Annotated in this window: 23 protein-coding genes; 11 read left to right on the top strand and 12 right to left on the bottom strand. The window is 60.6% G+C overall.

What is annotated here, in order from left to right; all coding sequences use genetic code 11:
* Window positions 1-8: 8 nt before the first annotated feature.
* Genes PAQ31011_RS10575 through PAQ31011_RS10595 form a run of 5 tightly spaced genes read right to left on the bottom strand, consistent with a single transcriptional unit; the run spans window position 9 to window position 3,326 of the window.
* Window positions 9-1,082 carry a nucleotide kinase domain-containing protein gene (locus PAQ31011_RS10575; RefSeq protein WP_174990063.1) on the bottom strand — a complete coding sequence of 358 codons (1,074 nt, stop codon included), beginning with the start codon at window positions 1,080-1,082 and terminating at the stop codon, window positions 9-11.
* Between the two features lie 34 nt (window positions 1,083-1,116).
* Window positions 1,117-1,887: a thymidylate synthase gene (locus tag PAQ31011_RS10580; protein WP_150575725.1), complete on the bottom strand. Its 771-nt coding sequence runs from the start codon at window positions 1,885-1,887 to the stop codon at window positions 1,117-1,119.
* A complete protein-coding gene (locus PAQ31011_RS10585; RefSeq protein ID WP_150575726.1) occupies window positions 1,884-2,738 on the bottom strand; it encodes an ImmA/IrrE family metallo-endopeptidase in 855 nt (284 codons plus the stop codon). The genes PAQ31011_RS10580 and PAQ31011_RS10585 overlap by 4 nt, the downstream gene beginning before the upstream one ends.
* Window positions 2,738-3,058, bottom strand: a complete 321-nt coding sequence (locus tag PAQ31011_RS10590) for a helix-turn-helix domain-containing protein (protein ID WP_150575727.1) — start codon at window positions 3,056-3,058, stop codon at window positions 2,738-2,740. Before PAQ31011_RS10590 ends, PAQ31011_RS10585 begins: the two co-directional genes overlap by 1 nt.
* Window position 3,059: 1 nt before the next feature.
* Window positions 3,060-3,326, bottom strand: a complete 267-nt coding sequence (locus tag PAQ31011_RS10595; RefSeq protein WP_150575728.1) for an acyl carrier protein — start codon at window positions 3,324-3,326, stop codon at window positions 3,060-3,062.
* A 157-nt stretch (window positions 3,327-3,483) separates the two neighbouring features.
* Here PAQ31011_RS10595 and PAQ31011_RS10600 point away from each other — a divergent pair, with 157 nt between their 5' ends.
* Together PAQ31011_RS10600 and PAQ31011_RS10605 are read left to right on the top strand one after the other, a co-directional pair.
* Window positions 3,484-3,681 (top strand): type II toxin-antitoxin system VapB family antitoxin, encoded by a 198-nt coding sequence (locus PAQ31011_RS10600; RefSeq protein WP_039408500.1) that lies wholly within the window; start codon window positions 3,484-3,486, stop codon window positions 3,679-3,681.
* Window positions 3,678-4,049: a type II toxin-antitoxin system VapC family toxin gene (locus tag PAQ31011_RS10605; protein ID WP_150575729.1), complete on the top strand. Its 372-nt coding sequence runs from the start codon at window positions 3,678-3,680 to the stop codon at window positions 4,047-4,049. Before PAQ31011_RS10600 ends, PAQ31011_RS10605 begins: the two co-directional genes overlap by 4 nt.
* Window positions 4,050-4,349: 300 nt before the next feature.
* On the opposite strand, the gene PAQ31011_RS26355 is transcribed toward PAQ31011_RS10605, so the two are convergent.
* Window positions 4,350-4,490, bottom strand: a complete 141-nt coding sequence (locus tag PAQ31011_RS26355) for a hypothetical protein (protein WP_174990065.1) — start codon at window positions 4,488-4,490, stop codon at window positions 4,350-4,352.
* Between the two features lie 482 nt (window positions 4,491-4,972).
* On the opposite strand from PAQ31011_RS26355, the gene PAQ31011_RS10610 reads away from it, so the two are divergent.
* The gene (locus PAQ31011_RS10610; protein ID WP_217424851.1) at window positions 4,973-5,470 is read left to right on the top strand and encodes a DoxX family protein; all 498 of its coding nucleotides are present in this window, start codon (window positions 4,973-4,975) and stop codon (window positions 5,468-5,470) included.
* An 86-nt stretch (window positions 5,471-5,556) separates the two neighbouring features.
* On the opposite strand, the gene PAQ31011_RS10615 is transcribed toward PAQ31011_RS10610, so the two are convergent.
* Window positions 5,557-5,898 (bottom strand): carboxymuconolactone decarboxylase family protein, encoded by a 342-nt coding sequence (locus PAQ31011_RS10615; protein ID WP_150575856.1) that lies wholly within the window; start codon window positions 5,896-5,898, stop codon window positions 5,557-5,559.
* 384 nt (window positions 5,899-6,282) lie between these two features.
* Here PAQ31011_RS10615 and PAQ31011_RS10620 point away from each other — a divergent pair, with 384 nt between their 5' ends.
* The 4 genes from PAQ31011_RS10620 (at window position 6,283) to PAQ31011_RS10635 (ending at window position 10,676) form a co-directional block, all read left to right on the top strand.
* Window positions 6,283-6,600 carry a c-type cytochrome gene (locus PAQ31011_RS10620; protein WP_150575730.1) on the top strand — a complete coding sequence of 106 codons (318 nt, stop codon included), beginning with the start codon at window positions 6,283-6,285 and terminating at the stop codon, window positions 6,598-6,600.
* A gap of 165 nt (window positions 6,601-6,765) precedes the next feature.
* Window positions 6,766-7,794, top strand: coding sequence for a porin (locus PAQ31011_RS10625; RefSeq protein ID WP_150575731.1), 1,029 nt, complete (start codon window positions 6,766-6,768; stop codon window positions 7,792-7,794).
* A gap of 12 nt (window positions 7,795-7,806) precedes the next feature.
* A complete protein-coding gene (locus tag PAQ31011_RS10630) occupies window positions 7,807-9,501 on the top strand; it encodes an arylsulfatase (protein ID WP_217424852.1) in 1,695 nt (564 codons plus the stop codon).
* A complete protein-coding gene (locus PAQ31011_RS10635) occupies window positions 9,498-10,676 on the top strand; it encodes a formylglycine-generating enzyme family protein (protein WP_246179469.1) in 1,179 nt (392 codons plus the stop codon). The genes PAQ31011_RS10630 and PAQ31011_RS10635 overlap by 4 nt, the downstream gene beginning before the upstream one ends.
* Before the next feature lie 374 nt (window positions 10,677-11,050).
* On the opposite strand, the gene PAQ31011_RS10640 is transcribed toward PAQ31011_RS10635, so the two are convergent.
* Entirely contained in the window at window positions 11,051-11,908 is an 858-nt protein-coding gene (locus PAQ31011_RS10640) for an SDR family oxidoreductase (protein ID WP_150575732.1), read from the bottom strand.
* Window positions 11,909-12,177: 269 nt separating this feature from the next.
* Between PAQ31011_RS10640 and PAQ31011_RS10645 the strand changes: the two genes are divergently transcribed.
* Window positions 12,178-13,113 (top strand): AraC family transcriptional regulator, encoded by a 936-nt coding sequence (locus PAQ31011_RS10645; RefSeq protein ID WP_246179470.1) that lies wholly within the window; start codon window positions 12,178-12,180, stop codon window positions 13,111-13,113.
* A gap of 49 nt (window positions 13,114-13,162) precedes the next feature.
* On the opposite strand, the gene PAQ31011_RS10650 is transcribed toward PAQ31011_RS10645, so the two are convergent.
* From PAQ31011_RS10650 to PAQ31011_RS10665, 4 genes are all read right to left on the bottom strand, one after another.
* Window positions 13,163-14,743, bottom strand: coding sequence for a gamma-glutamyltransferase family protein (locus tag PAQ31011_RS10650; RefSeq protein ID WP_246179471.1), 1,581 nt, complete (start codon window positions 14,741-14,743; stop codon window positions 13,163-13,165).
* Between the two features lie 56 nt (window positions 14,744-14,799).
* On the bottom strand, window positions 14,800-17,388 hold the full coding sequence (locus tag PAQ31011_RS10655; RefSeq protein WP_246179472.1) for a branched-chain amino acid ABC transporter ATP-binding protein/permease: 2,589 nt from the start codon (window positions 17,386-17,388) through the stop codon (window positions 14,800-14,802).
* A 17-nt stretch (window positions 17,389-17,405) separates the two neighbouring features.
* Entirely contained in the window at window positions 17,406-18,284 is an 879-nt protein-coding gene (locus tag PAQ31011_RS10660; protein ID WP_150575735.1) for a branched-chain amino acid ABC transporter permease, read from the bottom strand.
* An 83-nt stretch (window positions 18,285-18,367) separates the two neighbouring features.
* On the bottom strand, window positions 18,368-19,519 hold the full coding sequence (locus PAQ31011_RS10665; protein WP_150575860.1) for an ABC transporter substrate-binding protein: 1,152 nt from the start codon (window positions 19,517-19,519) through the stop codon (window positions 18,368-18,370).
* Between the two features lie 540 nt (window positions 19,520-20,059).
* On the opposite strand from PAQ31011_RS10665, the gene PAQ31011_RS10670 reads away from it, so the two are divergent.
* The 3 genes from PAQ31011_RS10670 (at window position 20,060) to PAQ31011_RS10680 (ending at window position 22,670) form a co-directional block, all read left to right on the top strand.
* Window positions 20,060-21,037, top strand: coding sequence for a polysaccharide deacetylase family protein (locus tag PAQ31011_RS10670; RefSeq protein ID WP_150575736.1), 978 nt, complete (start codon window positions 20,060-20,062; stop codon window positions 21,035-21,037).
* An 85-nt stretch (window positions 21,038-21,122) separates the two neighbouring features.
* On the top strand, window positions 21,123-22,025 hold the full coding sequence (locus PAQ31011_RS10675) for a GntR family transcriptional regulator (RefSeq protein WP_174990067.1): 903 nt from the start codon (window positions 21,123-21,125) through the stop codon (window positions 22,023-22,025).
* Between the two features lie 9 nt (window positions 22,026-22,034).
* Complete coding sequence (locus PAQ31011_RS10680; protein ID WP_150575737.1) at window positions 22,035-22,670, top strand: flavin reductase family protein; 636 nt, start codon at window positions 22,035-22,037, stop codon at window positions 22,668-22,670.
* Window positions 22,671-22,753 lie beyond the last annotated feature (83 nt).

The raw sequence follows: 22,753 nt of genomic DNA on the forward strand, positions 1-22,753 counted from the left end.
GCACCCCATTAGAAAAGTGAATCGTGTTGTGTGATATTGCTTCCAGAGTTTGATGTCGCAGGCAGATTAATATTCCATTTCGGTGGATAGAAATAATCAATCGATAATTCAGTTTCTCTAAACTTCTGTTTTATTCGAGTGCGTCCGGATAGTCCGGCTATCAATGGGTGTTTGACTCTTGCATATTTGTCGACCTCGCAGAATATGTTTTGAATGTCGATAAATTGAAGGCGTCGACCCCAGAGATTTTTAAATTCAATTCCAAGTCGATCAAATTCATATTCCTGTCGATCGGCCATTATTTTTATAATGTCAACTTCTGAAAGTCCTCCAAGGGAATGGAAACACTTCCGTATGCCATCACGGGCGCCAGGGCCCGGGATTGTGAACTCCATTTCTGAAAATGATGTCAGTTCACTATAGTTAATGTCGGTAACCAATTGGTACGCCAAGAAATCTCCTATCAAGGGATAGGATCTTAAAAGTTCGAACGCCTCGCGCATATTTCGACATTCGGAAATTCGTTGTGGTACTGCATCGTTGAGCATTAGTTCGAGTAATTTTAGATGCCCCTGATGCTTTCTATTGACGCCAAAAATATGATGTCCCGACGCCATTATGTATGCGGCAGAATAAATTGTTGCTTTCGCTGCCATTGCGCCAGATAAAATGCGATCGTAATCAGAATATCGATATGTCGACCAATTGATATCTCCAAGCGCTGTCTCTAAAAGCTTCCATGTTTCAATTTTATTGAATAACTTGAATAGTAGGATTCTGAAGAATATATCTTCTAGATTGCGTTCCGAGCTATAAATCACGTTGCGTATTAAATACTGGCTAACGCGATCAGAAGCTCTGTATGCATTTGTAAATTTATATTCGTTCAGTATTGGGTCTTTCGACCAGGGTCTTGGCTTTTTCTCGATGCGCGAAAAAAAAACATCCTGTCGCAATGCTGCGAATCGCCAATACGAATCAAAAACCTCTGTTGGGACGGCTGGGGCAAGCGATGTGAACGTCGGCTTTGAGCGACTGTATTTTTTAGGTTTGGGCGCGCTTGACTTTTCGGTGCGTGTCATGTTTCGCCTGTTGCATTCGTTTATGTCGTCTGTTTCATTGCTTCATTAGCAAATTTTTTATGTCAATCGCTAACGAGTTCAATTGATTGACTTTTTTTGAGCCGCGAGATAAGACTGCGGCGGAGCATATGACTTGAGATAGCGACATGTCTAATTGACTCGCGACAAATTTTCCGAGCCAGTAGAGCCCAAGGTAGTTTCCGTATGCTTTCTCAAACTGATACTGAGTAGCGTAAAACCCTGTCACTGACAAGCGATCGCCTTTTAAAGGTGTAAAAGAAACCTGTTGTAAACATGGGAATCCTTTTTGTCGTTGATTTGTGTGGTCCCGGGTTGGGTCAAAAATCGACAATTGCAGCGCGCTTTTTCGATGATTCCCTTGTTTGTAGGATGCAATTACACTTTCAAGCTGATTGGTGAAAGTTTTAGAATCTTTGGGTTGATATGAAGTCATCCTTCGAAAATAAACGCCGTATTTATTCGTCGGACATTTTTTGATGCCGGGCCATGCTCTCTCATACCGCGAATATAAGGTGGCAGCATTGTCTTCTGCTTCGGGATTCCACAGCGACATAGGGAAAATCGTATTGGCCACGGTGAGGCACGTACTTTGCTTGAATGCGAGAAGTTCGGCGTCGAGCCGTTCGCGTATCGAGGGAATTTCGACATTATGGTTATCTTCGAGTCCATCAATGGTGACGATCACTGGATGACGAGGGCTTCCACCCTTCTCCATCGTCGCTAAAAACACCTCTGCCCATGCTTGGGATATTGTTTGAGCTGATTTGACGAGTGGTTTTGTCATTCGTGAACTTCCTCTTCGAAGCGAAAGCAAGCGCGCCCGGTGTAATTTGTTGACGACGCTCTAACGAAAGAACTCCAGTTGCTTTTTTCATCCACCACTCGCGAGATGCCGGGGGCTTCAGCTCGAACGAATCTTGGAAACTGGCTGGATGCGAGTGAGCCTTCGTAGCGAGCGCTGGCCGGTATGCGAATTAGGTCACCCACTTCGCAGTCGATAGGTCGCCCGCACCAATGGGAGTCGGCGAGGAGCATTTGGTGAGCGGACGACGCAGAGCCAAGCAAAGTGAGTCTGATATCTCGTGGTGAGCTGCGAAGGAGCAGTTCGCCAGCGGCACGCGAGATAGTGCCCAATCCGTTGACCATATGGTTAACTAGCGTCGAGTAGCCGACGCCTAACCAATTTGCGAGCTGGTAGATTGCCATCGGATCGAGGGAGGGATAGCTAAGGCCACGGCGCAACATTCCGCTTTCGAGCGCGCTTTTGGGCATTAGAAAGAATGCGGCGAATACGTCCGCCTGGAATTCTTTACTATCAGTTGCTCGCCGATAGGAGCGGTCATTAATCAATTCGTCAAACTGCTCGCCATGCCCGAAGGCATGATGTCCCAGCTCATGGGCGCACGTGAAATTTCGACGTCCAAACGGCCGAAGGCTTGAAAGTACGATGGTAGGGCGACCGGTCGAAACGTACATGCCCTCCATTGACGGAAGGTCAACTAGACGGACTTCTACCCCCAGCTTTTCCGCGGCGTCCAGAGGTGAGACAGCGTCCTCCAGCGCGATGCCAAGTCGTTTGCGAACCTGTAGTGCCTTGGCGACAGCATTGGTAAACAGCGACTTTTTGTCCGACATCACTTGCCCTCAGCTTTTCTCATCATCCGAAGCATGTTCATGAGGCGATCGAGATCTTGATCCGACATCTTGCTCAACTCTCGGGCGGCCATAACTATTCTTGCGTCCGCGGCTTCATCCTTTACGGAGCCATTTATCAGCCATTCGACTGACACATCATAAAGTACTGCGAACAAATTTATCTCGTCCGCCGTAACTTTTCGTCGACCCGCTTCGATCTCACTAATGGTGGGGCGGTGCATTTCAAGTCGTTTCGCGACTTGCCCCTGCGACAATCCAGAGATTTCGCGAGCTTCCCTCAATCTCTCAGATACAGACATTTCAAACTCCCACTTTCCCGTTCAATTTCGGATGTGAATCCGAGAGCATTTTTGCGACATCTCGAATCGAGAGCGGCTTTTCGTCCGAGACAAAAATGTTATTTGCCTCAAGGGGTAGTTCGAGCTGCTCCATAACGTCAACCGTGATTTCGACGCCGTTCAAGCTGTCGAAGCCCGGCAAGTCATCCAGAGGGACAGTGTCGGCGGTCACGTCGGTCTCTTCGCGGCCGCTTACCTTTTGGATGTTGGAGACAGCCTCAATGAGCATCTTTTCCAGTTCGGACTGTGTCACGATACGCCTCGCGTGGTTTTTACTAGTTGGTAAGATTATCTTACCAAAAATGCGAAAGAGCAAGTTTGCTTTGGTGGCACTATTTTGGGCATCATTCGATGCTATAATTGTGCTGTCTGAATTTGGAGGTCGTATGCGTACAACGTTGGCCCTTGATGATGAACTTCTTGCGAAGGCTCAAGCCTTCACCGGCTTGCAGGAAAAATCAGCGCTGATCCGAGAGGCGCTCAAGGCGTTGATCGAGCGCGAAAGCGCCCGCCGCTTGGCTCGTTTGGGGGGGACCGAGGCTGACCTTGGTGACATTCCGCGACGCCAAACGGAGCCTGCATGATTCTGGTCGACACATCAGTTTGGATTGATCATTTGCGATCAGGTGATGCTGCACTCGTCCAGTTGCTTGAGACTGGACGAGTGCTGGCGCATCCGTACGTCATCGGCGAGCTTGCTCTCGGAAGCTTGAAGAATCGTGAGATCGTGATTTCGACGCTTGGGGATCTGCCTCGCGTGACCGTTGCTACGGATGACGAGGTGCTGCGATTCGTTGGTGAGCAAACGCTCTTCGGCCTCGGGATCGGCTACGTGGACGTGCATCTGCTGGCCGCGACGCGTTTGACTCCGGGGGCGGCTTTATGGACTAGAGACAAGCGCCTTGCCGCGACAGCGGAGCGGCTTTCGTTGGCGGCAAAAATCCTGCACTAGGCTGTCTGTTGGCCTGCTATTCGTAGAATCAGTGGTCTTTAAATTCAAAGACTTACTGCGATAGCATCACGCCGGGAATAGTAAACACGATTGCCCCGCATCCCTTGCTGCACAGGGCTCCGTGCCACACCCACCCCACTTTAATAGCCTATCGGGGGTTCGAATCCCCCTCTCTCCGCCAAGTACAAACAAAGGGCTTCCCAGTGGGAAGCCCTTTGTGCGTTTACGCCGTCTAAAACCAGAAACGGAAACGGAGCCGACCAACGGCTCCGTATGCGCGTGGATGCAGCGAAACGATGTTTAGCCGTATCGCTTGACGAGGAAGCCACTGCCAATGAGCCCTACGATCATTGCGATCACCGTAACGACCACGCTGGGCGTGAGGAGCGCCACCGCAAGGCTCACAGCGGTGGCCCCCGTGAGCGTGGTAACAACTTTCACCAACCCACTAGACGGCTGCTTACGGTTTCCACTTGAGGAGAGCGAGCGGCTTGGTGCAAGACTGGTTTTTCGGATAGAGCGCGCTCGGGATGCGTTAGCCGCAAGTCGTTTGCGCGTCGGGGTGGCGGCCATGATCAGCTCCTTTGGTTAAAGTCGCGTCCTGAACCGTGTAAGCCGCAACTACGATGGCAACCGTCAAAACGATGTGGGGGCGGATTGTATGCTGAAGGGAAAGCCTTGGGCGGGTGCCTGGACTGCGGTTTCCTGGTGACAAATCGTGGCTAGCTCCGACGGGGCACGGTTGTCACGACAATGAACGGAGGACTTGCGCCACGGAAATTTGAGAGCCTGCCCAATCGAGGGTACGGGAAGCGGCGAGGTGATTGTTATCCCAATTTGAATTGTCTAGCCAAATTTGCAGGATTTATCCCCGGCGGCCAAACAGGGACACTCCGCCTTACCGGACCTGATTGGAAATCGTGATGACAACCGACGCGACGAATCGAGAAAGTGCACCGCCCATGCTGGCGTCGTTCTCAGCTTGGCGACGCATCTGCCAACACTGCGAGCCAGCGCTGTATGCATTGCTGCGCGTCGCTTTCGGCATCGTGCTATTCACGCACGGCCTACCCAAGGTGCTGGGCGAATCGCACGGTTCCATGGCAAACCCGATGGCCGGTTCGATCAACCTTATCCAGAACGTGATGGGGTTACCGTTCGCGCCGCAACTGGCATTCCTGGTCATGCTGCTTGAGACTGTCGGCGCGATTATGCTCGCGCTGGGTTTGCTCACACGCCCCGTCGCGCTGCTCTTCGCTTTGGAGATGGTGGGGATCAGCTACGCACTCGGACCGACCTGGCCGTGGATCGACCGTGGTATTGAATTCCCGGTGCTCATGGCGTTTCTTGCGCTCTATATGGTGGCTCGCGGCGGTGGCGCTTACGCGTTGGATCGACGCTTCCTTCCTCACAGAAAATAATCGGCAGATAGCGTTCTTGTTCTGTTTAACGACGGGCCGATCGTCAACAGATCGGCCCGCGTTGCTTTTAGCGGTTTATCTGCGCCTCATCCGCCAAATTGATCGTACGCTTCGAGCGCCTTCGTCGAGTAGACAAAGGCCGCGCCCGCATTCAAGGCGATCGCAGTGCCCAGCGCTTCGGCGACCTCTTCACGCGACGCCCCCAGCTTTTGCGCCGCAGCGGCGTGCGACGAAATACAACCTTCGCAGCGCGTCGTGACGGCAACCGCAAGGGCGATCAGTTCGCGCGTCTTTGCATCCAGCGCTGTGCCCTGATCGAGCGATTGGTTCAACGCCTGAAAGGCCTTCACAACGGGCGGGTTAACTTGTGCCAGCGTACCGGCAGCTTTTTTCAGGTGGGAAAGGGTTTCTGGCCAGTTGTTCATGATGTGTGCCGACTCCAATTGAATGACAGACGAAAGAAACGACGGCATGAAAGCGGCGATGTGCGTTGCACACTCATCCGAGCGCATGTTGGGTGTTCCATGCCGTCGTTAGCCAATTCATTGAAGCAGGAATAAATTTCCGGATGAAGCGAAGATTTGGCACGACACCTGTGAGTGTTTGGAAAGAGACCTTGCGGGCGACCGCAGCACGCGCGCCATTTGTCCGCAAATCCTCCCCGCTATAACCCCTTGGAATAACCACTTCCAAACCTTTCATGTACACCGAATTATTTCAATGTATTCTTTGGAATAAATATGTATACATAAAAACTCCCTTAGTCCACCACGATTCCTCGGCCCTGGGAATCGCTTATTTGCGAGGTAAACATGAAGTTTTCCCAGGTTTCGTTGAGTCTCGTCGCGGCGATGGCTGTGACCGTTCACGTCGGCAGCGTCTGGGCCGCACCGTCGGCTAGCGAGCAGACGTGCCGTGCCTGTCACGATATGAACAGCAAGAAGGTCGGGCCGTCGTTCCGTGAAATTGCAGCGTCGTACCGGAACGATCCGGACGCACTCGCCAAGATCAAGAAGAGCATCCTCCAGGGCAGCAGCGGTAAGTGGGGGAACATCCCCATGCCCGCGAACGCCATTCCCGACGACGAAGCCGAGCGCTTCGCCCACTGGGTCATGAGCCTCAACAAGTAAGGCCAGACCCCGCCGTCACATAGGTCCTTGACGTACCGGACGTGTCGGCATCGCCATCGAAACATCCCCATATCGAGCACCGGGACGCCACGGCGTCACCGGGCCATTGCGCCTGCAACGCACCGCCATGACGCGTGGCGCGTCGTCCGGCGCACAGGAGGAGACATGTACAAGAAGGCCTGCACCGCACTCGCGTTAGCGCAGTGCGCGGGAGCATCCTGGGCGCAAACCGGCCCGACGTTGTCCGGCTTCGTCGACAGCTACGTCGAGTCGATCCGGGCACAAAACACCACGACGCAACGGCTTCAGAGCGGCGGGCTTCAGACGTCGCGCTTCGTCTTTCGCGACGTCGAGAAGATCACCGACACCCTCGAAGCGCAAGCCGTCCTGGAATGGCGCTTGCGCGTGAACAACGGCACGACGCCCGTGCCACCCGCACGCGACGCGTACGTCGGCCTCAAAGGCGAGTTCGGCCGGCTTCTGCTCGGTCGAATGCGTGTGACGTCCGCCACCACATACGGACGCATCGATCCCACCTACACCGGCAACTACAGCGTCATCACCAACGTCATCGCCTCGTACGAGCGCTGGCTCGAGAACAACACCGTCAAGTACGAATCGCCGAAGTGGCAGGGCTTTCAGGTGATCTCATCGCTGTCGCTCGGCAAGCAGGGGGAAAACCTCCAACCGGGCGAGCGCCCCAAGAGCGGGCAGGGCACGAGTACCGGCCTGCGCTACTCGACCGGCCCTTGGTTCGCGTCCGTCGTCTACGACAACTTCAACAACGCGCGTCCCGGTGAAGGCATGCAGGACGTCTGGCTCGTCGGCGAATACTGGATTCGAGGGGAATACAAGATCACGGCGGCGCTGCATCGCTATTCCGGCGTGTACACGTCCGGCAAGCCGTCGCAGCAAGGCTTCGACTGGCAGATCGGCGGACGCTACTCGATCACCCCCGCCAACGAGCTGGTCGTGTCCCTCGTCAATCGCAACGAAGCGGGTGGCTCGAACGGCGACGCCACAGGCCTATACGTCGGTATCGAGCACAGCCTGTCCAAACGCACGCGCCTCTATGCCAGCTACGCGCGCATCAACAACCGGGGCAACAGCCGCTACGCACTGGCGTTCGACATGGTCCCGATGCCCGGCGAGAACACCAGCGCCGTGGCGTTGGGTATCAGTCACGCGTTCTGACAGGAGCCGCTCATGAACCATCGACGAACACACCTGCGCGCGCAGATGCGACGTAACCTCGTCACGTGCCTCTGCGCACTGGTAGCGACGACGGCTAGCGTATGCGCGGTGGCAGCCCCGTCCGAAAAGCCCAACATCCTCATGATTCTCGCGGACGACCTCGGCTACTCGGACATCGGCGCTTTCGGCAGCGAGATTCGCACGCCGAACCTCGATGCGCTGATCGCGTCCGGACGCATCCTCACGAACTTCCACGTCGCGCCGAGTTGCTCGCCCACCCGCGCGATGCTGCTTTCGGGGGCCGATCACCATCAGTCGGGGCTGGGCACGATGGCCGAGACGCTGCAGATCTATCAGGTCGGGCATCCCGGATACGAGGGGTATCTCAACGAGCGGTCGTTCTCGATTGCAAGCCTGTTGCGCGACGGGGGCTATCACACCTACATGGTCGGCAAGTGGCACCTCGGTCTCACGCCGGGGCAAAGTCCGCAGGCGCGCGGCTTCGAATCGTCGTTCGTGTTGCTTCAAGGCGGTGCCGCGCACTTCGCGCCGGCACCCGGCGCGATCACCTCCGCCGACCGGGCGTCGTATCGCGAGAACGGCAAGATGGTGACGCTGCCACCGAACTTCTATTCGAGCGTCGGCTACACCGACAAGCTGATCGACTACATCGACCGGAATCTCGGCGATGGCAAGCCCTTCTTCGCGTACGCGGCCTACACGGCCCCCCATTGGCCCTTGCAAGCACCGGACGACCGCATCGATAACTATCGCGGTCGCTACGACGCCGGCTACGACGCAATCCGTAACGAGCGAATCGCACGCCAAAAGCAGTTGGGATTGTTGCCGCCGGATTTCCGTCCGGCTGCCTTGCTGCCTGCGTCGCCCATGAATCCTCGCTGGGATCAGCTCTCGCCAGAGCAAAAGAAAACCGAAGCCCGCAAGATGGAGGTCTATGCGGCGATGGTCGAAACGCTCGACGCCAACATCGGCCGACTCGTCGATCATCTGAAGTCGGTTGGCGCGTACGAGAATACGTTCATCTTTTTCGCATCCGACAACGGCCCGTCGGGCGAGAAGGTCGACATGTTCTACCCGGACGGTCCGAACAACGACAACAGCTATGAGAATCTTGGTCGCCGTCGCTCCAACATCGCCCTCGGCACTCGTTGGGCAGAAGTGAGCGCGACGCCTTTCAGGCTGTTCAAGGGATATCCGTCGGAGGGCGGTGTGAGCGTGCCAGCTATCGTACGGATGCCGAAGCAATCAAGCAGTCAGACGAAAGCAACGCAACTGGCGACGGTGCTCGATCTCGCTCCGACCTTCCTCCAACTGGCTGGCTTGCCGAATCCGGGCGACCGCTATCGCGGCGAATCGGTCAATCCGATGACCGGCACTTCGTTGCTCCCGCTATTGACCGGCAAGACGCAGCGCCATCTGCCCGACGGCAATCTGCTCGGCGCGGAGTTCGGCGGGAACCGCTACGTCCGCGACGAGCGCTGGAAATTACTCTCGGTGCATATGAAGCGCGGACCGCAACCGGTCGCGGAACCGCCTGAGTGGAAGCTATACGACATGATGCGTGATCGTGGCGAGACGACGGACCTCGCAGCCGATCATCCCGACATCGTGGCGCGTCTGAAGCAGGGCTGGGTCGACTACGCCAAACGTGTCGGTGTGGTGCTGGCACCCGGCGTGATCGAATGAGCGCGGGAACGCGTCACGATCACCTCGCCTGGGCGCTTGCGGTCATCTTGCTGGGCGTATCGATTGGGTGGATGGCGTCGTCGCGACACGCGTCGGCGCTGGTTCAGCCGGGCCAGCCGAGCGTTCGGCCCGCACCGCTGACGTTGCCGCTCATCGGCGATGGCAAGCGCGGTCCCGAGAAGATGGCGTGGATTCCCGGGCAGACGTTCCTCATGGGCACCGACAGCCGTCTGGCGCAGCGCAACGAACGTCCCGCCTTTGATGTGACGACGAGCGGATTCTGGATGGACGTGCATGACGTCACCAATGCCGAGTTCGAGCACTTCGTCGATGCTACGGGCTACGTCACGACGGCCGAGCGTCCACCGCGTTGGGAAGACCTACGTGTGCAACTGCCGCCGGGAACGCCCGCGCCCCAGCCGGAGGTGCTCGTGCCCGGCGCGATGGTGTTCGTCGGCACCGATGCGATGGTGTCGCTGCGGGACTATTCGACGTGGTGGCGATTCGTGCCCGGGGCGAACTGGCGTCATCCTCAAGGGCCGGGCAGCGATCTGACGGGCAAGGCCGATCATCCTGTGGTGCAGGTCTCTTACGACGATGCTCTGGCCTATGCGACGTGGGTGGGCAAGCGCTTGCCCACCGAAGCGCAATGGGAGGTGGCGGCACGAGGGGGACTGACGCAAGCGGACTATGCCTGGGGAGATGCGAAACGTCCCGACGGCAAATCTATGGCCAACGTGTGGGACGACAATGCGCGTCCGTTCCCCGTTATCGACTCGCCGAAGATTCACGTCGGTACAACGCCTGTCGGACAGTTTGCACCCAACGGCTACGGCCTCTACGACATGGCGGGCAACGTCTGGCAATGGGTGGCCGATTGGTATCGTGCAGACGAATTCGCGATGCAGGCCAAGCGTCGGGGCCGAAACATCGATCCGTCTGGCCCGACGTCAAGCTTCGATTCGGACGATGGGGCCACTCCGGTAGATGCCCCGAAGCGCGTCACGCGCGGTGGCTCGTTCCTGTGCAGCGATACCTATTGCAGCGGCTACCGCACCAGCGCGAGACGCGGCACGGACCCGGCGAATCCGATGTCGCATATCGGCTTCCGTCTGGTGATGACATCGGCCGATTGGGCAGGTAAGCCGGGGCGCAAAGCGCCGCGGAACGAATGAAGTCCATCGGCTAGGTTCGGACGCTCGGGGGCGAGACGTCGATTAAACTGCACGTCATCAATTCGGACGGGCGCATTACGCGCACGCGATGTCCGTAGCAGTTCAACCTGATGCGCAAGAATGCCCCCGCATGCACCTGGTAACTTTGACACGCGGCTCCCATGAAGGACTACGCGTTAGCCCCCGATGGCCCTCGCGGCATGCTCGCGTGGATGCCGCTGTTCTGAAAGCCCTTCAGCATATTCAGACGCAACTTCCCAAGTGGATTTCATATCCACCGCAACGAGACCGAAAGCTTGCAGATTCATTGCGACTTCGTAGCTTGATATTCACGAGCAAGCTGGCCATTCTGGCGTGCGTCGCTTTACGTCAATTTACGTCGCAAAATCCGTAGCGTCGGACGCCTCACGCCAGCCGTCCAGATCCGCGCGCACTGCTTGCAATTTCTCTTCAGCAATCGCGTTCGCAATCTTCCCGGCAAACAAGTGCACCGGTGGTTTGGCATACTCGGCGGCTTGCAGAATCAAGCATGCCAGCTTCTCCGGGTCTCCCGCCTGTTTGCCGTCCAGGCCATCGAGATGCAGATCGAGTGATGCTTGGGCTTCGGTGTAGTCGGCGATGGCGCGCTTTGCCAGCACCAGACTGTCTTTCGACAGGAAGCCGGTGCGCACAGGCCCCGGGTAGATGACCGTCGCTTTGATGCCCAATTCGGCCACTTCCACCGCCAACGTTTCCGTCAGCCCGGCGAGCGCGAACTTGCTGGCGACGTAGCTGCCCCATCCGGCATAGCCGCCTTGAAAGCCGACGATGGACGCGATGTTGAAGATGTGTCCGCTGCGCTGCTGACGCAGGTGCGGCAGCGCATGACGCAGCACATGCAACGGTGCGAAGACGTTGACGTCGAAATTGCGACGCAGTTCGTCATCCGTCAACGCCTCGACGGTGCCCTGCTGACCATACCCGGCGTTGTTCACAACACGATCGATACGACCAAACGTGGCGATGGTCGTCTCAACGGCCGCCGCTACGCTCGTCTCGCTGCTCAGATCGACTTCCAGCGCTAGCAATTTCGCGCTGTCGTCGCCCAGCGCTTGTCGCAGGCTTTCCAATGTTCGCGACGTCGCCGCGACGGCATCGCCCTGTGCCAGCACCTGACGCGCGAGCGACAAACCGACGCCGCGCGCCGCACCGGTAATGAACCAGACCTTGATGTTGTGTGATTGCTGTTGCATGTGTGAAAGCTCCTGCGTCCTGAAAGTCATCGGCTGACGAAATCGTCAGGCTCACATCGCCACCGGATCGGTCGATACGCGGCGCGTCGTGAACATGGTGAAATCGTAGAGATCCGACGCTCGGCAGACTAGACAGAAGCCTCTTGCATCGTTGCCTAATCCTATTCTTCGGGATGCGCCGTCTTCGATAAACGTGCAAAATATGGCCTATTCGTAGCCATGAGGCGCAATCCGTCATGTCCAGTGAGATGTCCGAAAAAACACCCGTAATGCCTCGTCAGCAGGAGATGGCGGCGTTGATCTGCCAGCTCGCGCCGCAAGAAGGGCACACGCAGACGTTGCTCGACGGGGTGCGTCTGATGCGCGCCGACCGGCCGCTAGGGCGCACGCCGGTGCTGTACGAGCCGAGCATCGTGATCGTGTGTTCGGGTCACAAGCGCGGCTATCTTGCCGACAAGATCTATCGCTACGACGCGCAGCACTATCTGGTGCTCTCCGTGCCGCTGCCGTTTTCGACCGAGACCGATGCGTCGCCCGACGAGCCGCTGCTGGCGGTGTCGGTAGATCTGGAGATGACGTCCGTTGCCGATCTGATGATGGACTTGCGTCGCGATGCGCCAACACCGCCGAGACCGATGCCGCCGCCCGTCGGCATCGTCTCCACACCGCTGGACGTCACGCTTGCCGATACGACGATTCGTTTGCTCCGCGCTTTGCGCTCCCCGCTTGAAGCACGCGTATTAGGCCCGGGCATCGTGCGCGAGCTGACGTTTCGCGTGCTGCTGGGTGAACAGGGCGGGGCAATTCAGGCCGCGTTGGCGAGCCATGGAAACTTCGGACGGATTGCGCGCGCCTTGCAGCGGATTCATAGCGACTATGCGGCGTCGCTGGATGTGGGCACGCTCGCACGCGATGCAGGCCTGAGCGTTCCGGCGTTTCACGTGCAGTTCAAGGCGGTCGCGGCGACGTCGCCAATTCAATACATCAAGTCGGTGCGCCTGCATCATGCGCGGCTGATGATGATTCGCGACAACCTCACCGCTGCGGGCGCAGCGGCAAAGGTCGGGTATGAGAGCGCATCGCAATTCAATCGGGAATTCAAGCGCTTCTTCGGCCGAAGCCCGGGAGAAGAGGCGCGCGAGATGCGCTCGGCGTTCGCGCTGATGGCCCCCGCCCAACTTGAAGCGCTGGCTCTGCCGCATTAAAAGGATGGCCTGAGAAAGCACCGTCGGCCCACCCCGAGGCAGATCGGCCCTAAACCGCCAACGCCACCCCATCGCTGCGAGGGTCATGTGCGCCCGTCGCAACACGATCCTCCGCAATCGCGATGACGCCCGCCTGACCGGCCAGCGGGCTGTGGGCCGGTAAGGGGGCCACCGAATGTCCGCGCTCGCTGAGGCTGTCGAATACCGCTTTCCCGGCATCGCGCTCGAGTTTGAGATTGTCCCGGCTGTCGGAGAACGTACGTCCGAGCAGAAAGCGTGGATGGGATAACGCTTCTTGCGGAGACATCCCGAAGTCGATCAGTCGGGTCAGCAATGCACTCAGCGTTTGCGGTTGTCCGTCGGCCCCCTGAGTGCCGTACAACAACCGTGCGCGCCCGCCCTTCAGATACATGCCCGGATTGAGCGTGTGAAACGGCCGCTTGCCCGACATGAGCGCATTCGGATGCGTGCTCCCAGCGGGACGAAAGGCCGCGCCCCGGTTGTGCCAAAGCACGCCGGTGTCGCCCGCCATGACACCGCTTCCCCAATCGAAATAGATCGTTTGCAGAACGCTCACGGCCCGGCCAGCGGCGTCGGTCGCGGCGAAATACACCGTATCGCCCTCGCGAAACCGATGAGGCCATTCGAGCGCCGTACGATCGTCGATTCTCGAGGCGCAAGCCCGGAGATGGTCATCCGACAGCATCGCCGCGATGGGAACGTCGACGAACCCCGGATCCGCGACGTATCGGTCGCGATCGAGGAATGCCTGCTTCACGGCTTCGACCAGCCGGTGGTAATACGTCGCGCTGCCGTGTTCGCAGTCTTTCAGTCCGACGCGCTCGAGAATGCCCATGATCTGGAGTGTTGTGATGCCCTGCGTCGGCGGCGGCATCGTTGCGAGCACGCCGTCTGCATAAGGCATCGTCAGCGCGGGCGACACGTGCACACGTGTGGCGGCAAGATCCTCGCGCGTGAGTGGCGCGCCTGCCGCCTGCAAGCCGTGCGCCATGCGCGCTGCCAGCTCGCCCTCATAGAATTCGCGGGGCCCGCCGTCTGCCAGCCGACGCAGTGTCGCTGCCAGTGCCGGTTGACGAAATGTCTCGCCTGCCGCGGGGGCGCGACCGCCAGGCAGAAACGTCTGTGCAAAGCCGCGCCACGTCGACGTATCGTGCATCTCGTCGGCGCGATACGTGTACCAGAAATCCTGAGAACGACTCGTCGGGAATCCGTCGTCAGCGGCTGCGATCGCCGGTGCGAGCAGCGATGCCCACGACAATCGCCCGCCCCACGTGCTGCGGCTGATGCGGAACGCCGCCTCCCATGCCGCCACCGTCGCCGCCGAGGTCAATGCGGCGCTCGGCCCGCGCACGGGAATGGCCTCGCCGCTGAGCCAGCGTGACGGCAGATCCCGCGCAGCCTGTCCGATGCCGGAGATGGCAAGCGGCGCTGCGCCGCCCTCGGACGCACCGTCGGCGACAAGCCAGAAGCCGTCTCCGCCGAGGCCGGTGAAGTGAGGCATCGTCACGCACAGCATCGCGGCGATGGCGATGCCCGCTTCGATGGCGTTGCCACCTTGTTGCAACACGTCGCGGCCTGCAGCACTCGCAAGCGTGTGTGGGCTCGTCACCAATCCACGACACCCACTTGCGGCACCGGGCGACTCGCAAACGGTCTTGTCACGCATCATGCTGCCGCCCCTGCGCCATGCTCGCCCCCGAGATACGCTGCGGCCAGCCGTGCGTCGCCTGCCAGTTCGCTCGCCGCTGCGCTGACCGTCACACGTCCCTCTTCGAGAACATAGCCACGGTCGGCAATCGACAGTGCCATGGCCGCCATCTGGTCGACGAGCAGCATCGAAAGCGATTCGCGGCGCAGCGCATCGAGCGACGCAAACAACGACGCAATGACCTTCGGGGCCAGACCGAGCGAAGGCTCGTCGAGCAACAACACGCGCGGCGACGACATCAACGCTCGCGCAATTGCCAGCATTTGCTGCTCGCCGCCGGAGAGCAAGCCCGCGCGTTGATGCTGACGCTCGTGCAGTCGCGGGTAGCGTGCAAACATCTGCGCGATGCGTGCGTCGAGCGTGGCGCTCGGCAAACGCCCGCATGGGAAAGCGCCGAGACGCAAATTGTCGAGGACCGACAACTCGGGGAACACCTGCCGCCCCTCCGGGACGAGCACCACGCCCAGCGCAGCGATCTGCGCGGCGTCCAGACGTGACAGATCGCGTCCATTGAAGGTGATGCCGCCCTTGACCGGACGGTGAAGGCCCGCGAGCGCGCGCATGAGCGTCGACTTGCCTGCGCCGTTGGCACCGAGCAGGGCGACGAGCTCTCCTTCCCGTACCTGAATCGACACGTCGTGCAATACCGGCGCTGCGCCGTAATCCGCCGTCAATTTGCCGACCCCGAGAATTTCCGGCGTCACTGCCTTGTCGCGCGCTGTTGGGGCTATCGGCGCGCCGGTCGCGTCGGGGACCGACGCCCCCAGATAGGCCTCGCGCACCCGCTCGTCATGACGAATCGCGGCGGGCGAGCCCTGCGCAAGAAAGCGCCCTGCGTCAATCACGACGATGCCGTCCGATACGCCCATTACCAGCGACATATCGTGCTCCACGAGTCCCACGGTGACGCCGCTCTCGGCAATGCGACGCAACAGCTTGCCCAACTGCGCCTTGTCCTGCGTCGAGAGCCCGGCCGCAGGTTCATCGAGCAGGAGCACCGACGGGCCCGTTGCCAACGCTCGCGCGATTTCGACCAGACGCCGGTCGACGTGCGCGAGATCCGCTGCCATCAGCTCGACGTCGCCCAGATAGCCGCACGCACGCAGCAACGCCAGGGCCTCCCGGCGCGGTGTCTCGCCCCGCATCCTTGCGCCGCCGAGCAGTGCGCCGAGACGTCCGGCACTGCGTGCCAGCGTGACGTTATCGAGCACGCTCATGCCACCGAACAATTGCGACGTCTGATACGTGCGCGCCACCCCGCGCCGCGCGCTGTCGCAAGCGCCGCGTGCTGCCAGTGCATGACCACCGAGCGCACGCGTGCCCGACAGCGGCCGGTAAAAGCCCGAGAGCATATTGAGGACGGTCGACTTGCCCGCGCCATTGGGCCCGATCAGGCTTGTCACACGCCCTGCCGGCAACGTGAACGAAAGATCGGCGACGGCCTTGACGCCCCCAAAGGTCATCGTCAGCCCTTGCGCCATCAGTCCCTTTCGTCGCGATGCTTCAAGCACCGGCAGGGCCAGCGTCGATGTCGCCGCGAGGTCCGTGCTGTCCGACACGACACGTCTGCGCGACATCCACCATTGCCCGAGCACCCCGATGACGCCATTGGGCGCGCCCCACAGCACGACCAGCAGCAACACGCCGAAGCACAACAGACGCATGTTCTCCAGACTAGCCAGAAACTCCGGCAGCAAGCCCACGATCGCGGCCCCGACGAGCGGTCCCGCAATCGTGCCCGCCCCGCCGATCATCACGACAAGCACGAAGAGAATCGATTGCAGGAAGGAAAACATGCCCGGTGTGACCATGCCTTGCAACGGCGCAAAGAGTCCGCCCGCAAGTCCGGCGAGCGCGGCAGAAAGCGCAAATGCCACCGTCTTCACAACCAGCGGGTCGACACCGATCGATGCGGCCGCCGTTTCGCTATCGCGCACCGCGCGCATGGCAGCGCCCCAGGTGCCACGTGAAATGCGAACGTAGACGACGAGTGCGACCGCCAGCACCGCCAGCGCGGCCACGGCCACCACTCGTTCACTGCCCGCTATGCCGAATACGCCCGGCGGCATCACGCCCATCAGTCCGTTCTGACCGCCGGTCAACGTGCGCCACTCCACCGCGCCATGCTCGACGATGAACCCGAACGCAATCGTCACCATCGCGAGTCCCGGCCCGCGCACGCGCAGCGCCGGTACCGCCAGCAGGGCGCCGGTGAATGCTGCGATGACGCCACCCGCCAGCCACGCGGGCCAGAACGGCCAGCCTGCCTGTGTGGTCAGAATCGCCACGGCGTAGGCGCCAATCGCATAGAAGCCGACGTGGCCGAACGACACCTGTCCGGCCAAACCCAGCAGAAGGTTCAGGCCCACACCGCAGATAGCCAGCAACGCCACGCCAGCGATCACCACTACGAAATAGCCGTTCACCACACACGCAGCACCGGCCATCGACAGGAGCGCGACGGCGATTGCGCCGCCCAATGCCAGATCGTCGCGCGAACGCCGGGGCGTCGCCGTTGCGCGGGCGCTGTTGGTTTTCGATGCCATTTGCAACACGGAATCGCTCATACCTTACGTACCTCCGCGCGACCGAACATGCCGTCCGGACGCATTGCCAGCAACACGATGACCAGACCGAACGTGATGATTTGGGTGTAGCCGGATCCGAGCGTCGCCGTGATCATCGCCTCGGCGACGCCGAACAGCAGGCCGGCAATCATCACGCCCCACGCGCTGGACAATCCGCCGAGAATCGCGACAGCAAAGGCCTTGAGACCGAAGACCGTGCCCATGTCCGCCTGCACGTTGAACAGCGGCGCGATGAGTACGCCCGCAATCCCGGCAAGCAGCGTCGAGACAGCGAAGGCCCCGGCGATGGTGCGCCGGATCGGAATCCCCATGAGGCGCGCCGCATCCCGGTTCTGCACAACGGCCAGCATGGCGATACCCCAGCGCGAGCGTCGCAAGATGTAATGCAGCACGCCTGCGAGCGCGAGGCCGACGACGGGGATCAACAGTTGCAACGGATAGACGCCGAGCCCGGTGTCACCGATCTGCAACGCGCCTTGCGCGAGCGCAGAGGGCAGGCTGCGCGGCTCCGTGCCGAACGTCAGCATGACGAGGTTATCGAGCACGATGCCGAGCGCCACCGTCGCCATGAGCCACGCGCTCGAACCGCGCCGCACGAACGGCTGCACCGCGAGCCGCTCGACCACCAGACCGTAGACGGCGCAAAGCGCGAGCGCTGCGGCGACGGCGAGCGGCATCGGCCAGCCGAGCGTCTGTGAAAACGTGTACGCCAGTACGGCGCCGAGCATCATCGAGCTGCCCTGCGCGAAATTGACCGTCGCGCTGACGGCGAAAGTCAGATGAAAGCCTAGCGCCATGAGGCCGTACATACTGCCGAGCCCCAGGCCGGCGACGAGCGCCGAGATCCATTGCATGAGATGTCCTCCGGGACGCTGCCTCGGCAACGCCCGTTCGTTGGCGCCGTCGTGTCACCGACGACGCGGGCATTACGTAAGCTTTACTTCGCCGCGACCTTCGCCCCTGCGGCGGCCACCGGCACGATGCGGTTGTCGATGAATTGCGCCCACACGTAGTCCTGCGCAGAGAGCGCGTCGTGCTGCTGCTCGCTGAACGGCTTTACGTACGTCTTGATGAGGCCGTCGTAGCGGTCGATCTTGTAGAAGCCTGTGCGGATTGCATCCCCGTTGGTCGACCCGGCGCGGTCGATGGCGAGCGCTGTGAGACGCATCGCGTCGTAGGCATTGGCAACGCCCACCGCTGGCGTGATGTCGTCCGGCCCCTTGATGTCGGGGTACTTCGCCTTGAGTGCAGCCACCACCCGTGCACTCACCGGTGACGTCGCACCGAAGAAGCTGTACGTCTGCACGAAGTGCACGGTTCTGGCGTTGGGGCCTGCAAGTTCGGTGAAGCGCCCGCCTGCCGGGCCCCAGTGAGAGACGATGGGCACCTTCCAGCCCATGCGGTCGAGCGACTTCACGACCTGTGCCGAAGGTCCGACGTTGCCGACCATGAGCAGTGTGTCTGCACCGGCAGCCTTCAGGCGTCCCAATTGCGGTGTGACGTCCACGTCGTTGGCTTCGAACTTCTCGACCGCTGCAGGCTTCATGCCTTTTGCCGAGAGCGCCGCGACGATGCCTTTTTCGTTCGATTCACCCCACGGGTTGTTCACGAGAATGAGGCCGAGCTTCTTCGCACCGAAAGTCTGCTGCGCGTAGTTCACCATCGCACCGTCGACGATCTCGTCGACCGCCGAGACGCGGAACACGTAATTCGGATTCGCACCGTTGCGGGTAATCGGCGTGCCTGCCGCCCACGGCCCCATGAAAGGCACTTTCTCCTGATTGGCGATCGGGACGATGGCCATCGAGACCGGCGTATCCAGCCCGCCGAAGAGCACAGCCACCTTGTCCTTGTAAATCAGTTCGCGCGCAGCGAGCACGCCCTTGGCCGGGTTGCCCTCGTCGTCGCGACGTACCAGTTCGAGCTTGCGGCCGCCGAGCACGCCGCCGCTCGCGTTGATCTCGTCGATGGCGATGGTCATGCCGCGGGTCAACGCGTCACCCGCTCGCGCCGACTGGCCGGAGAGGGCGGTGACGAGGCCGATCTTGATCGTTTCCGCTGCGTAACTCGAAACGCCGGCAAACGTCATACCCACTGCCGCCAGGGCGAGCGCGCCGGTGCGAAGCCAGCGGCGGCGGGTGGGGGCGGCGAGCGGTGCCGGGCCCCCGGTGAGGGCGGAGCAGGGGGTGTGGCGACGTGCAGAGGCAGACATGAGCAATCTCCGTAAGAACACATAAGGCACATCTGAAGCGATTCGAAGGCGAGGAGCGCTTAGGCATTGGGCACCCCTCACTACGTTTTCGCCGTACGCAAGAGGCGTGCCACCACGTCGACATTTCATGGCAATCGCCTTGCACGATATGCGCGGCAATGTGTTGACGATCTGGCATTGAAATTGCGAACGATTCTGTGTGGTGTTCGTTGACGACGCGTTTTGCGCCAACTCGGAACGCGCGCGCACTGCGGCAGTGCGCCGATGTTTCAAGACGGCTCATGACGCGGATGCATGTCCGGTCGTGTAGCTGCCCGACGCCGGACAAGCGATTCGAACAACGAACGATTCGACGATGAATGAACGGCCTTGGTCGCTGAGCCTGCTGCGATGCCGTACCGTAATGACGACATACCGATGACTTCTGCTCTGACGCTTCCGGAACGTGACGATCTGGCGAACGGCGACACGCGCTTCGGCGCATTGCGTTCCCACGACCGCTTCGACTATCTGCCGATCACGGCGCGCGATACGTATCGATGGCCCAATGGCGCGCGCCTGGCCGTCTATCTGGGTTTCAATCTGGAGCACTTCGCCTTCGGGGAGGGGATGGGCGCGAATCTCGGTCCCGTTTCGCCGCAGCCGGACGTGCTCAATTTCAGCTGGCGCGAATACGGCAATCGGGTCGGCGCATGGCGTTGTCTGGACTTGTTCGACGATCTGTCGATGCCCGCAGGTGTCGTGCTCAACACGTCGCTGCTCGATCATTGCCCGGCGCTCGTGCACGCCTGTGTCGCTCGCGGTGACGAGCTGATCGGACACGGACACACGAACGCACAACGTCAGAGCGACTTCGAGCCCGCGCACGAGCACGATCTGCTCATGCACTGCCGGTCGCGTCTGGCGCAGGCAACGGGATGTGCTCCCACGGGATGGCTCTCGCCGTGGATCTCGGAGACGCATCACACGCCGGATCTGCTCGCCAGCACCGGTTACCGCTATACGCTGAACTGGTGCCACGACGACCGTCCGGTGCGCATGCGAACCACCCATGGAACGCTCTGGTCGGTGCCCTATCCGCAGGAGGTCAACGACATTCCGATGATCGTTGGTCGTCAGATGGACGGCATGGCGTTCGCCGACATGATTGCCGACAACTTCGACGAGATGTACGCACAGGCCGAACATCCGACCCGCGCTCAGCCGCTGGTCATGGGGATCGCGTTGCATCCTTATCTCGTAGGGCAACCCTACCGGCTGCGGCACTTGCGTCGGGTGCTCACACCGATCGTGCAAGCCGCACAGCGCGGCGAGATTTGGCTCACGCGCCCGGGCGATATCGCCGCACACGTCGCCTCGGTCAGTCTGACGCGGCCCGATGCCGTGATGGGCTGAGGACATCATGACGCTCAAGCCTTACTGTCCCGATTGCCCGGATTGTCCGGATGATCCGACGTCGACCTTACTGCCTTCAGCTGCTATGCCCACCAACAAGCCTGCGCCGCGAGCGCGCCGTCATTCCACCAGTGCTGCCGCAGACGCCGCAGCGACCGGGCTCGCCGGTTCCGGCCCGCTCTCGCTCCACTCGCTGCACTCTCCTCCGGCCGACGACACGCTCGAGCAGAGCGCCGAGACGCGCGTCGAGACGCATATCTACCGGACCATCGTCGACGGCGTGCTGGCGCACCGCCTGACACCCGGCACCAAGCTCCCCGAGCCGGAGCTTTGTCAGCTCTTCGACGTGGGCCGGGCGGTCGTACGCCGAGTGCTCGAACGTCTGGCGCATGACGGCATCGTCACGCTGCGTCCCAACAAGGGCGCGGTGATCGCCGAGCCGACGCCGGAAGAAACGCGCGAGATCTTCGAAGCGCGACGTGCGCTGGAGCGCGCGCTCGTTGAACTGGCGGTGGCAAGGGTGACCGATGAGGATCTGGTCATGCTGCGTCGGCAACTCGATGCCGAGCATGCGGCCATGCACCGCTTCGATCAGCCCTCCTGGGCGCGGCTGGCGAGTGACTTCCATCTACGCGTGGCGGCGCTCGCAGGCAATGCGGTGCTCCTGCGCTATCTCGGTGAATTGATCTCGCGCTGCTCGCTCATCGTGGGGTTGTACGAGCCACCGGGCTATGCGCCGTGCGAGCACGACGAACACACCGCCATCGTGGCGTGCATCGAGCAACGGGATGCCGCGGGTGCCATCGACCGTATGCAATCGCATCTGGAGGAACTGGAGCGACGCATCGAGACGACCCGGATGCGTGGGCAGAAGAGTCTTGCCTCGCTGCTCGGATTGTCGGAGGCCGGCGCTGCGCAGCGCGACGCCGCCAAACCGTCGACCAGCGCTACCAAATCAACCAAATCCACCACTCGCCAGCGCGCCTGAGGCCATCGCATGGAAATCGACTTCCGGGAAATTACGGCTTATCAACGCTACAAGTTGATGGCCAGCCTGATCGTGCCGCGTCCCATTGCACTCGTCACGACGGTCAACGAAGGGGGCGTTGTCAATGCCGCGCCATTCTCGATGTTCAACATGCTCGGCGAAGAACCGCCGATCGTGATGCTATCGATCAACCGGCGAGACGACGATTCGCTCAAGGATACGGCGGTGAATATTCTGCGCACGCGCGAATATGTCGTGCACCTGACGGACGAGGCGATGGCGGCGCGCATGCACGCGTGCGGCGAGCGTCTGCCGCCGACGCGAAGCGAACTCGTGCATGCGGGGCTCACACCCGTGGCGAGTAGTCTCGTAGCCCCGCCTCGCATCGCCGAAGCCCCGGTCGCGTTCGAATGCACACTTTGGGAGACGCTCGAGACACCGAGCCGCCACATCTTCATCGGACGCGTGGAACGCATGCACGCGCGCGACGAACTGATCGACACGCAGGCGTGGCGTGTGCGTCTGCAAAACTATTTCCCCGTGGGACGCTTCGGTGCGAGCTTTTACATCGACACGCGCAATCGCTTCTCGCTGGAGTGCCACGATGGTCAGCCGACCGCCACCACAGCGGTGGACGAGATGTGACGGCCTGGCGGCCATCGACCAGGTCCACAGATCCGAACTCGCGGCGGGCGTCAGCGCCCGAACCGCTCCCCCTCTCTCCTCCT

The sequence above is a fragment of the Pandoraea aquatica genome (assembly GCF_902459565.1).
Taxonomy (GTDB): Bacteria; Pseudomonadota; Gammaproteobacteria; order Burkholderiales; family Burkholderiaceae; genus Pandoraea; species Pandoraea aquatica.